The following is a 12,492-nucleotide window of genomic DNA, read 5'->3' as shown; positions in this document are numbered from 1 at the left end:
GGCGCCCGAACCGTGAGCAAGAATCCGGTCGAACGACGTATCGAGCTGCTGCGCGATGCGTGGATGCAGGCCAGCGAGGACCCTGCGCTGCGCCTGCTGGTGTGGCGCGTGCCGGCCAACGCCGCGCGCCTGCTGGCCGCGTTCTTCGAAGCGCAGAAACATCCCGGCGACTGGAACGCGCCGGACTACTTCCTGCGTCTGGATACGCCGTTCGACACCGGCTTCGGCTACAGCCGCGCGCTGAAACAGGCGCTGGACGCCAGCTACCTGGGCAGCCAGAGCGCGTTGCGCGAGCAGGGCGTGGAACTGGGCTGGCGCGGCCCGGGGCCGTCGCACCCGGACAGCGCGCTGGGCGCGATCGAGGTGCTGGATTCCTTCGCCGCCTACCACCAGGCCCACCTGCGCTATCTGGCGGTGGTGCTGGAGCCGGAGCGCACCACCTCCAGCGAGGCGTTCGCGCGCTGGGTGGACGCGGCGCTGGCGGCGGCGCCGTCGCCGGCGCTGCGCCTGGTGCTGGTCGACAGCCACGAGGATCCGCGCTGGCAGCCGTTGCTGGAGCGGCACGCGGCGCTCGCCGCGCGCATCGAGCCGCCGCTGGACATGTTCGACATCGCGCGCGAGACCGCGGCGCAGTCCGGCGGTTCGGGGCCCGCGGTGGCCTACCGGCAGATGCTGAGCGACCTGATGACGGTGCTCGAACGCGGCAGCGCCACGCAGCTGGCGCAGCGCGTCGAGCGGCCGCTGGCGCTGGCGCAGCGGCACGGCTGGCCCGACCAGCAGGTGGTGCTGAACATGATGCTGGCCGGCGGCTGGCTGAAGGAACAGCAGTATCCGCAGGCCATCGCCAGCTATCGCCAGGCACGCGAGTGCGGCCTGCAGGCGCTGGCCGTGCAGCATCCGGCCGCGCGCGACCTGGTGATGCAGAGCTGGTACGGCGAGGCCGGCACCTGGTTCGTCGCCGGCCAGCCCAGCCGCGCCGCGGAGAGCTACGTCGCCGCGGCCAAGGCCGCCGCCGAGATTCCCAATCCGATGTTCGTGATCGAAGGCTATCGCATGGCCGCGTTCTGCCTGGCCCAGGGCGGCCAGCGCGAGGCCGCGCGCGTGCACGGGCTGGAGGCGATCCGCGCGGCCAAGCCGCTGCCGCCCGAGGACCGCCGCACCACCACCTTGCCGCAGGCGCTGCAGGACCTGCTGCTGCTGCAGGACAAGCCGCGCGCGCAGAAGCTCGAGCAGTGCGCCACGTCGTATCTGGAGGCGGTGGCCGCGCTGCACGCGCAGGCCGAGACGCAGGCCGCGCAGCTCGGGCCGCGCCCGGACAGCGCGCAGCTGGACCGCATCGAGGCCACGCTGCACGCCGGCTTCGAACAGGCCTTCCACCGCGTCGCGCAGGAGCGCGAACGCCTGATCCAGGGCGGCGACGAGTTCTTCCGCAAGGTGGTGGCGGTGGGACGCGAGTTCCTGCATCCGACCTGGAACGGGCTGCCGGACATCCGCCATCCGCTGGACAACGAGATCCCCGCCTGGACCGAGCCGCCGGCGACGCAGCCGCTGCCCGATCCGTCCGCCCTTACCGATTCCCCCGCCGCCGCGCGCGACGCGCAGGCGCCGGGTCGCTCCGGACTGACCGAGGTCACCGCATGAGTTCGCGCAAACTGGCCGTGCTGGCCGTCTTCGTCCTGATCGGCATGGTCGCGGCGGTGTGGCTGGGCGTGGAGTATCGCGACGACGTGCGCGCGTTCCTGCGCGCGCTGGCGCGGGCGCTGTAGAAGGAGCGTAGCGATGAGCACCGCCGCCAAGCATTTCGATCCGCAGCTGGGCATCGACATCCACATGTATGCGATGCCGCCGTTCCCGCTGCCCACGCCGCACATCGGCATCGTGCTCGACCCGTTCGACTACCTGCCGTTCCTCGGCGCCACGGTCACCGTCAACGGGGTCAAGCGCGCCACCGCCGGCACCGGCGGGCTGGACATCCATATCCCGCTGGGCATGTGGGCGCCGCAGCTGAGCATGCCGATGGGGCCGCAGTTCGACGGCGAAGAGATCTTCATGGGCAGCAAGACGGTGTCGGCCGACGGCGACCCGTTCTCGCGGCTGGCGGCGCCGGTGCTCGATTGCAACCTGGCCGGGCTGATTCCGCCGTTCCGGATCAAGAAGCTGAAGAAGCCGCTGCGTTCGCTGTGGCTGCCGACCGGCATCAACGTCGCGATCCCGACCAACGTCAAGGTGGGCGGCCCGCTGACCGTGTCGTGGATGGCGCTGGCGTTCCATGCCGGCTTCGCCGCGCTGGGCGCGCTGCGCCGCTCCAAGCTCGGCACGCGCGCGGCCGATGCGTTCAAGGGGCTGCGCCAGCGGCTGTTCGGCAACATGAAACCCGGCTTCCTCAAGTGCAAGGTGCTGCGCGCCGAGCCGGTGGACATCCGCGACGGCAGCGTGTCGGTGCAGCACGAGGACTTCGCGATCCCCGGGCGGCTGCCGCTGGCATGGTCGCGCGGCTACGGCTCCGGGCGCAGCGACGAGGCCGGCGCCTGCGGCCACGGCTGGCAGACGCCGGCCGACATCCGCCTGGAGATCGACGCCGATGGCGTGGTGCTGTTCCACGACGGCCACAGCGTCGCGGTGTTTCCGCAGCTGCCGGAGGCCGACGGCGCGCCGGTGTTCGAGTTCGTCGATGGCGCGCGGCTGCTGCGCGAGGGCACCGACCTGCTGGTGCGCACCAAGTCCGACCTGCGCTACCGCTTCGGCTACGCACCGGCCACCGGCATCGGCGTGCTGCCGCGCGCGCGGACGCTGCCGATCGCGCAGATCGAGGACGCCTGCGGCAACCATTGGCGCTTCGAACGCGGCGACGGCCACCTGGTGCGCATCGTCGAGAGCGGCGCGGACGGCCTGCAGGGCCGCTTCATCGAGGTCGAGTCGCGGCACGGCCGCATCGACCGCCTGCAACTGCACGATCCGGCGACCGGACTGACCCATCCGCTGGTGACGTACCGTTACGCGCAGGGCGACCTGGTCGCCGCCGAGGACCCGCTGGGCGCGCCGCGCACGTTCGAGTACCGCCAGCACCGCATGGTCCGGCATACCGACCGCGTCGGCCTGTCGTTCCACTACGCCTACGACGCGCAATGGCGGGTGGTGCGCGCCTGGGGCGACGGCGGCCTGTACGACTACCGTTTCGCCTACGACGACCTGCTGCGCGAGACCCAGGTGACCGATTCGCTCGGCCACGTATCGCTGGTCAAGTTCGACGAGAACCGCCTGCCGCTGTGCGAGATCGACGCGCTGGACGGCGTCACCGTGTTCGAATACGACGAGGTCGGCCGCACCGTGGCGGTCACCGACGCCGAGGGCCTGCGCACCGAGTTCGACTACGACGCGCGCGGCAACCTGCTGAGCCTGCGCCGCCCCGACGGCAGCACGCTGAGCCAGGTCTACGACGAGGACGACCGGCTGTTGTCGGTCACCGACCCGGGCGGCCATGCCTGGTGCCAGGCGCATGACGCGCGTGGCCTGCTGCAGTCGCAGACCGACCCGCTGGGCGCCACCACGTACTACGACTACGACGCGCAGGGGCTGCTGGTCGCGCAGCGCAACCCGCGCGGCGCGCAGACCCGGCTGGGCTACGACCGCTACGGCCTGCTGGCGTCGCTGCGCGACGCGCTGGGCTATGAGAGCCGCTACGAGCACGATGCGCTCGGGCGGTTGCACAAGCAGGTCGATCCGCTGGGCCAGGCCACGCACTACGACTACGACGCCAAGGGCCGGCTGCTGCGCGTGCGCTCGGCCGACGGCGGGCAGGTGCAGTGCGAGTACGACGCCGAGGACCAGCTGGTGCGCTACGTGGACGAAGCCGGCGCGCAGACCCGGCTGCACTACGTGGGCATCGGCCAGATCGGCAAGCGCGTGCAGCCGGACGGGCATGCGGTGGAATACCGCTACGACAGCGAAGAGCAACTGGTCGCGGTGATCAACCAGCGCGGCGAGGAGTACCGGCTGCGCCGCGACCCGCTGGGCCGCATCGTCGAGGAAACCGACTACTGGGGCCAGTCCCGGCACTACCAGTACGACGCCTCCGGGCGACTGACCGCCACGGTCGACCCGCTTGGCCAGCGCATCGCCTTCGCCACCGATCCGCTCGGGCGCATCGTCAGGAAGACCGTGCCGGACGTGCGCGCGCCGGGCCAGCAGGTGCACGAGCAGTTCGCCTACGATGCGCGCGGCCAGCTGGTGGAGCTGCGCAACCGGCACCGCACCGCCACGCGCAGGTTCGACGCGTTGGGGCAGTTGCTGGAGGAAGTGCAGGACGGCTTCCGCGTCGGCTACGGCTACGACGAAGTGGGCAACCGCGTGCTGCGCGAGACATCCGCCGGCAACCGTATCGCCTTCGCCTACGACCTGCGCGACCAGGTGGTCGAGGTGGCGATCAACGACGATGCGCCCATCGCCATCGAGCGCGACGCGCTGGGCCGCACCACCCGCGAACAGCTCAGCGCGCAGGTGCAAAGGCAGTTCGCGTACGACGGCCGCAGCCTGCTGACTGCGCAGACCGTGTTGCGCGATGCCGCGCCGCTGTTCGAGACCACCTACGACTACGACCGCGCCGGCAACCTGACCCACCGCCGCGACAGCGCGCAAGGCGTGGACGAATACCGCTACGACGTGCTGGGCCGGCTGCTGCAGCACACCGACCCGAAGGGCCGCATCGAGCGCTTCTTCAACGATCCGGCCGGCGACCGCCTGGCCACGCGCATCCACCAGGTGCAGATGCGAAAGGTGGTCGGCGGCGACGACGAACAGCAGGTGCAGTGGACCCGCGAAGGCAGCTACGACGGCGTGCACTACGTGTTCGACCGTGCCGGCGACCTGGTCCGCAAGGGCAGCCCGAACGGCCCGGAACCCGACGATCTGGAACTGTTCTGGGACGCCAACCACCGCCTGGCCGAAAGCCGCAAGGCCGGGCAGGCCACCCACTACGGCTACGATCCGCTGGGCCGCCGCGTGTTCAAGCGCAACCCGACCCACACCACATGGTTCTACTGGGACGGCGACGCGCTGCTGGGCGAGGTCAAGCAGGCCCACGACGAACCGGATGCGGCGCCGGTGTGGGTGGGCAATGTGGCCAACCTGATCGAGGTACGCAAGCGCCAGGAGAAGCTCAAGCGTCTGCACGAGCGCACACGGGAGTACGTGTATTACCCGGGCAGTTTTGTGCCGCTGGCGTTGATCGAGAAGGAACCGGGTCCTACGCTGCAAGAAGCGCCGACCGCCACGACGACTCCTGCCTTGCCGGCATCGCAATCCGATGCGCCAGCTGTGGCAGAGCACGCATTGGCCGAGGGTCGTGGCTCGGATTCCGTCCAATCTCCCGCACCATCCGCCTCCGCAGGCGTGCCGCCCCCGCAGCGAACGCCATCCGGGCCGCTGGGCGTGCTGGCGTCGTCCGCACCCAAACCGGCGTCGGCCGACGGAGCCGAAAGGTCAGCGACGATGGCGGCGCCGGCAGCCATTACGTCCAGCAAGCCGTTTAGCGGGGGCGGGCTGGGCACGCTGGGCGGAGACCTGGCGCTGGGACAGGGCGCGGTAACCAAAACGTCTGCGATATCGGGCGCTTCGATCGATCCGCCAACTGGCGTGGCGAAATCCGAAGAGGCATCGGTAGACGGCAAGCAAAAGCCGTCGAACGTGGCCGCGTTGGGTATGTGGCTGGGAGGCGAGCAGTCTGAGCCACGCAAAACACCCGCAACGGGCGTTCATGTGGATGACACTAGGTCATCGGAGGTCAGCATCCCTGCCGGCGAGGCCGATAAGGGAAGTGAAGAAACTGGAAGCGACCAATACTGTCCTCGCAAGACAGTTGAAAATATGTCTTGGCGGCCAGTAAGTTATCACTATCATGTCGATGCAAATGGATGCCCAACACGTTTGACCGATTCGCTTGGGGCGGTCGCGTGGTCAGTCAGCTATGCTGGATGGGGACGTGTAGCGACGCAGCATGTGGACTTTATTGAGAATAATCTGCGCTTCCAAGGGCAATATTTCGATTGCGACACAGGTTGGAATTATAATAGGCATCGATATTATCTTCCGGAGCTTGGGGCGTTCTCTTCTGCTGATCCTTTGCGTATGTTAGCTGGAGAGAATCTATACGATTATGCGCTGAATTGCTTGGAGTGGTCGGATCCTCTGGGGTTGCGACCTACTACCGGCGATGTTCCAGGTGTCGCCAATGGTGAATTTGCTCAGTGGTTCAACAATCTTACGCCTGACGAGTTCGACGCTGTTTGGGAGCAGCATGCATCCACAATCAAAAATAGGCTACGCCATCCTGGTGGTATGCATGAGTGGTTATTAGTTAGTAGGGCTAATGTCTTTAAGCGCTGGGGGGTCAGCGCGGAGCAAATATGGGCGTGGAGAACGCCGACGAGATCTACTGGAGGCATTAATCCAAGTTGGAACCATGGTAGAACTGGATCGTCAACGGCTCATAATGAGATACTGGGAATAATAGATTCGAGTTTAACGTACGGCGATTTTAAGCGGCGCCTTAATAATTGGGCTAATTATAGGCTTCGAAATGGCGTTGATGATCTTCCTGAGGGTCTAAGGTTAAGAGGGTGTGGGTAATATGAGTAAAAATACTGGGCAGGTATCTGTTTGGGCGGGATATTTTGATAACGAGGACGAATTTTTCTCTTATGTGGAGAAAACATATGAGGGCGACTCGGTTAGCAGTCGCTTCATTTCTGATCTGAATGTGCAATGGTATGACGAGGATTTTGCCGAGGGTGTTTATCTGGATAGGGACGGTGATATTGAGTCTGCTCTTGGCGAGCTGTCTTGGGGGGCGTCATTTGTGCATAATCTAGCTCCGGCCATCGACCTAAATAAAGTTAACTCGGTATACGTCGTATACGACTTCGACGGTTCTCCAACTGCAGCTGTTACGGGCGCTCCGCTGAGCTTTCTGGGAGTGTATGAGTATAGGAAGTCTTGACCACTGAGCTTTAAAAATCACCTTGCTGGGATGGCGCGCGAGTAGCATGGGCAGGTGCGATGTTTTGCCTCGTCGTTGGGTGGTGCTGCCTGTACGTTGATGGGCGCGTGATGAATATAAATAGCATTCTAGCGGCTAACGCCTGCAAGGCCGCTTCATCGAGGTCGAGTCGCGGCACGGCCACATCGAGCGCCTGCAACTGCACATCCGGCGACCGGGTTGACCCCTCTACCGGTGGGCCTATCGTTATGCGCAGGGCTACCCTGTCGCCGCGGAGGATCCGCTGGGCGTGCCGCGTGCGTTCGAGTACCGCCAGCACCGGATGGTTCGGCATCCTATAAGGCGGACTTGAATAATCTAAATCAGCGATATGAGCCGAGCGGCTGGAAGAAGCGCAGCATGTAGAGGATAAGGGTGATCAAAGTCAATCAAGTAACGAAGCAGGCTGAGATTGATCGGCTAAATCGCGCTGATATCCTAGGATTTTGCCTTGCGAAGGATCGCCTCGGAGTGGAGGACTTTGCTAAGCTCCGCATCATCCACCAGAAGTCCTCGGTGGCTGCGGCTCCAGACAGTGGCTGGACCCTAGGAGATCTTGCGCGTCTTGTAAGCGAAATATCGGCTGACTATTTTGAGTTTACCCCCTCGGAGCCAGAAAAGAAGGACGAATTGGCTGATGAGTTGCGTATGTTGGCTCAAGTAGATCGCCCCAAAATTGCCAATGGATTTTTTGTGCTGGCTGATGATGATTCCTTCTTGATGATGGAGGATTATTTTGAGAATCTGCGGCGTCACGGAGTCGAACTTTTCCAATTCGAAATTGTTTCGTGGGTGAAAAATAACATGATGCTGCCCAGCAGTTTATCGGCTCGAGCCGATAGATTTTTTGCATCGTTTCCGTGCCTGGTGTCTGACGACTTCAGTACGTTATCCGAATACCCGAGTGTGAATGCGAAGGGGTTTTATCTTAACTTGGATAACGGAGGGGGGAGGAATTACGATTTTTCCGAATATAGGTTTACATTATCTAGAGTTCTAAAGCTAATGCGCAGCGTGAGTTAGTGTGCTGCGCAAATATATGCAAAGTTAAAACATTAAAGAAAACGGGTGGTCGTAGATTCGCCGCGTACATTCGAGTGCCGCTAGGATGATGAATGGATTCCACTAAATTCGTGGTGATGCATAGCCGAAATTACGACCAGTTTTTTGGCGAGGCTATTTCGCCGATATTTTTTAATAGACCTTTTGATGAACGGCTTCTCGCAGACGTGCGTTTTGCGCATGTGCGGGCGCCGCCTGGTGACGGGCTGGTGGATTTTCCAAAAATTATTTCAAAGATGCCTAATTTAAAAGTGTTAAGTATTGGGCCGGGAAACATTGATCCGTTAGTAGTATCAGAACTATCTGCCAATGATATCCCGGAAAGTGTGGAAAGACTTGAAATTCACATAGGGAAGGGGGCCGTCAAGTGGCCTGCGGATCTTGTTCTTCCGGGGCTGAAACATTTGGTGTCCGAAACTCCTTTGAAATTCAAGGCGGAAAATTTCCCTTCACTTGGCTCGGTTGCCATTTACCCTGAAAAGTCGTTGTCCAATCTCAAGGAGGTATTGAAGCTAAATTTGAGTGAAATCTATTTGTTGAGCTTGCCATTAGGTAGCGAGGTATTTGAATTTCTTTCTGGATTGCCATTAAAGTCGTTGGGCCTCTCTGGCGGTCGGTCGCTGACCACGCTGAACGGAATTGAAAATATCCGGGGCATTACTTCTCTTAGATTGAAGAATTTGACTTCGCTCATTGATATTTCCAGTATGTCGAAATTATCTTCCCTTGAGGCGCTTGATATTCAGTATTGTAAAATACAGAACATAGAATCCATCGCGCCATTGGATAGATTGCAGGTGCTGACTATCGTCGGGTGTGGCAAAATTGGGCTTGACCGTATTGCGGACAAAATAAAGAATATAAATAAGGTTACAATTGGGGCTACGACCTAATGTTGGATCCTGGCTTGATGAAAATAAAGTTCCGGATCCTATGGAGTTTAGAGGATTAGAGGGGTTGGCCGGTAGTGAAAGAGTCGCGTACTCGCACCCAGCAAGCCGCAAAAAAGCGCCAGGATGTCGTTTCTAAAGGAATCGCTTGGATATCTCGTTGGAACCTAGGATCCGTGGCTTGAGGTTGGGCACGATGGCTCTTAGCAGGAAGATCTAGCGGCGGTAAACCGGCGAAGAGGCTCTTGTTGATGAAAAAGAAGGATTTACGTGCGAGATGGACGCCGGACTTGCAGAGTGCCGCGAACAAGGCCGTCCGCGAAGCGTCTGGCAAGATGAATCTCGGCTCTATGCCTATGTCGCCTTTCGGGTTTACCGACAATCATAAGGCTGACTTCCGTGGGCTCGATGTTTACGAGTCCATTAGGTACATGAGGGTGGAAGATATAGACATGTCTTATGCCGTTTTCAAGGAAGGAGCATCCTTGAGTCAGTCCGAATTCCTGCGCTGCGTGTTTGACGGGATAGATATGCGTGGTACGATTGTGACGCGGCGTTTTGAGGCGACCAGCTTTATTGGCGCCAAACTGACTGGAATGCGTCCAGGCACAGACTATGTTGACTGCGATTTTACGGGCGCCGCAATGGGCAAGTCCGTAGCGATGGGTTCGAAGTTCAAGCGCTGCAATTTTTCTGAAGCCAATATGGCTGGGGCAATTTACTCCCATTGTATTTTTGACGAATGTCAGTTCGATGGCGCTAAATTGGATGGGGTATCTTTTGCCGGAAGCCAAATTTTTGGTGCTGTTGACGTAGCTATATTTAGTGGGTGTCTTACGGATAAAATGAAAATAAACGGCGAAGATGTTGTGGGGGTTGATTTTAATCCCGATAAATACTTGCGAGTTTGATCTGGACGTGAGCGTTGTCAAGAAGCGCTTGCGGGCAATGCAGTGTTTGCGCAACAACATGGTTGAAGCGCTTCAACCCATGCACGTGCTGCAACGTTCCGACAGAAGGACGGCCGCTCAGGGCTTCAAATTAATGCAGCTGTCGCAGTACGGCTTGCCTCGACTGGGGCTCGCGCGCACGCCAGCAGACAAGTTAGAGAATCGGAAGCCGTATTTCGCATGTTCGGTCCGGTAGCGACCGGGGGGGCAAAGCCGCTTCTGAACCCCGTCGCGGACCCTGAGACCGCCAGCCACTATGCTGGCGCCTTCCTAGCGACGGGCACGAGTGAGATGGCGAAGGCGAAGACGGCCTATGTCTGCGGCGAATGCGGCGCCGAGTACAACAAGTGGCAGGGCCAGTGCGCCGAGTGCGGGGTGTGGAATACGCTGAGCGAGATCGTGCTGGAGAGCGCGTCGGGGGCCAAGGCGCCGGCCGCGGCGCGGCGCAGCGGCTGGGCCGGCAAGACCGAAGCGCCGAAGATCACCGCGCTCAAGGACGTGCAGCACAGCGAGCAGGCGCGGGTGTCCACCGGCATCGGCGAGTTCGACCGGGTGCTCGGCGGCGGCCTGGTCGAGGGTGCGGTGGTGCTGATCGGCGGCGACCCGGGCATCGGCAAGTCGACGCTGCTGTTGCAGGCGCTGGCGAAGATGGCCGGCACGCTGCCGGTGCTGTACGTCACCGGCGAGGAATCGCTGGCGCAGGTGGCCGGGCGCGCGGTGCGCCTGGACCTGCCGCTGGACGGCCTGAACGCGTTGGCCGAGACCGGCATCGAGAACATCCTGCAGCACGCCAGCGTGGCCAAGCCCAAGCTGATCGTGGCCGACTCGGTGCAGACGCTGTGGACCGAGTCGCTGACCGCCGCACCCGGCTCGGTGAGCCAGGTGCGCGAGAGCGCGGCGCGGCTGGTGCGCTACGCCAAGGAAACCGGCACCGCGGTGTTCCTGGTCGGCCACGTGACCAAGGAAGGCGGCATCGCCGGGCCGCGCGTGCTCGAGCACATGGTCGATGCGGTGCTGTATTTCGAAGGCGAGAGCGGCAGCCGGTTCCGCCTGCTGCGCGCGTTCAAGAACCGCTTCGGCGCGGTCAACGAGCTGGGCGTGTTCGCGATGGGCGAGAAGGGCCTGAAGGAGGTCTCCAATCCTTCGGCGATCTTCCTGTCCGGCGGCAGCGCGCTGCAGCCGGGCAGCTGCGTGATGGTGACCCGCGAGGGCACGCGTCCGCTGATGGTGGAGGTGCAGGCGCTGGTCGATGCGTCGCCGCTGTCCAATCCGCGCCGCGTGGCGGTGGGCCTGGAGCAGAACCGGCTGGCGATGCTGCTGGCGGTGCTGCATCGGCATGGCGGAGTGGTGGTCGGCGACCAGGACGTGTTCGTCAACGTCGTCGGCGGCATCCGCGTGCAGGAGACCGCGGCCGATCTGCCGGTGCTGCTGGCGGTGCTGTCGTCGCTGCGCGACAAGCCGCTGGCGGAGAAGACCATCGCGTTCGGCGAGGTCGGCCTGTCCGGCGAGATCCGCCCGGTACCCAACGGCGAGGACCGGCTGCGCGAGGCGGCCACGCACGGTTTCAAGCGCGCGATCGTGCCCAAGGCCAACGCGCCGAAAACCGGGGTGGTGAAGGGCATGGAAGTGGTGGCGGTGGAGCGCCTGTCGCAGGCGCTGGAGGCCGCTGGCGACTAGGTTGTTTACGCCGCTGGACAGGCCGCGTGCCTGTCCGGAGCCGGCAGCCGCGCGCGATGCCTTAGGGGCTTCCCGCTTGTCCCAACCGTGCGCGGCCCGACACCGGGTACAAGCAAGCCGGACGGCGTTCGGCGTAATGAATGCGCCATGGCGTTTGGGCGCGGCTTCCTCGTCCTCTTCTTCCCGTACCGACCAAACATCGCGTGGGCCTGCCTCCGATCGCGCTGAGTGCATTGACGCTGGAGCGCCGCCCGCCATGCCGCGTGGCGAGGTCGTTGCACCGCAACTGCGCGGAGTTTCCGCAGCCCGAGTCGGCACCAACAGGCCCTCGATGAAAGCGTTTCCAGTTCCGCGCATTTATGACACCATGCCGCCCGCTGCAGTGAGGCAGCGGAAAACTACAAGGGAAACACAATGGAATGGATGTTGATGCCGCTCAAGCGCTACGCGGATTTCTCCGGGCGTTCGCGGCGCAAGGAGTACTGGATGTTCACGCTGTTGAATATCGTGGTGCTGACGGTCCTGCTGGTCCTGGTCGGGGTTGGCGGCGGCGTCGGCGGGCAGAACGGCACCAGCGTGCTGTCGGGTGCGGCGCTTGCGCTGGTATGCATCTATGCGTTGGCGATGGTCGTTCCGTCGTTGGCGGTGCAGGTACGCCGGTTCCACGACCAAGGCAAGTCCGGCTGGTACGTGCTGCTGGGCCTGATTCCCTACCTGGGCGGCGTGGTGGTGATGGTCTTCATGTTCATGGAAGGCACCCACGGCCCGAACCCCTACGGTCCGGATCCGAAGCAGTCCGCTCGCGCGATCTGATGCGAGGCGGCCGGGTGCGCCCGGCCGCTCTGCGGTGCAACGGCGCTGGACGCGGCCGCTGCGGCCC

The 12,492-nt window shown here is 62.7% G+C and carries 9 protein-coding genes; all 9 read left to right on the top strand.

Features of this window, described 5'->3' with window-relative positions:
* Positions 1 to 12 precede the first annotated feature (12 nt).
* The 9 genes from JR065_RS11195 (at position 13) to JR065_RS11160 (ending at position 12,425) form a co-directional block, all read left to right on the top strand.
* Positions 13 to 1,641 carry a hypothetical protein gene (locus JR065_RS11195; protein WP_206234245.1) on the top strand — a complete coding sequence of 543 codons (1,629 nt, stop codon included), beginning with the start codon at positions 13 to 15 and terminating at the stop codon, positions 1,639 to 1,641.
* Positions 1,638 to 1,766, top strand: a complete 129-nt coding sequence (locus JR065_RS21715; protein WP_277420141.1) for a hypothetical protein — start codon at positions 1,638 to 1,640, stop codon at positions 1,764 to 1,766. Before JR065_RS11195 ends, JR065_RS21715 begins: the two co-directional genes overlap by 4 nt.
* 13 nt (positions 1,767 to 1,779) lie before the next feature.
* Positions 1,780 to 6,624, top strand: coding sequence for an RHS repeat-associated core domain-containing protein (locus tag JR065_RS11190; protein WP_206234244.1), 4,845 nt, complete (start codon positions 1,780 to 1,782; stop codon positions 6,622 to 6,624).
* Between the two features lies 1 nt (position 6,625).
* Positions 6,626 to 6,994, top strand: a complete 369-nt coding sequence (locus JR065_RS11185; protein ID WP_206234243.1) for an immunity 22 family protein — start codon at positions 6,626 to 6,628, stop codon at positions 6,992 to 6,994.
* 414 nt (positions 6,995 to 7,408) lie between these two features.
* The gene (locus JR065_RS11180) at positions 7,409 to 8,056 is read left to right on the top strand and encodes a hypothetical protein (RefSeq protein WP_206234241.1); all 648 of its coding nucleotides are present in this window, start codon (positions 7,409 to 7,411) and stop codon (positions 8,054 to 8,056) included.
* Positions 8,057 to 8,148: 92 nt separating this feature from the next.
* A complete protein-coding gene (locus tag JR065_RS11175) occupies positions 8,149 to 8,988 on the top strand; it encodes a leucine-rich repeat domain-containing protein (protein WP_206234240.1) in 840 nt (279 codons plus the stop codon).
* 248 nt (positions 8,989 to 9,236) lie between these two features.
* A complete protein-coding gene (locus JR065_RS11170) occupies positions 9,237 to 9,896 on the top strand; it encodes a pentapeptide repeat-containing protein (protein WP_206234238.1) in 660 nt (219 codons plus the stop codon).
* Positions 9,897 to 10,226: 330 nt separating this feature from the next.
* Positions 10,227 to 11,612, top strand: a complete 1,386-nt coding sequence (gene radA / locus JR065_RS11165; protein WP_206234237.1) for a DNA repair protein RadA — start codon at positions 10,227 to 10,229, stop codon at positions 11,610 to 11,612.
* Positions 11,613 to 12,026: 414 nt separating this feature from the next.
* Entirely contained in the window at positions 12,027 to 12,425 is a 399-nt protein-coding gene (locus tag JR065_RS11160) for a DUF805 domain-containing protein (protein ID WP_206234236.1), read from the top strand.
* Positions 12,426 to 12,492 lie beyond the last annotated feature (67 nt).

The organism is Xanthomonas sp. (genome assembly GCF_017163755.1).
GTDB lineage: Bacteria > Pseudomonadota > Gammaproteobacteria > Xanthomonadales > Xanthomonadaceae > Xanthomonas_A.
This window is presented reverse-complemented; position numbering and strand designations above follow the sequence as displayed.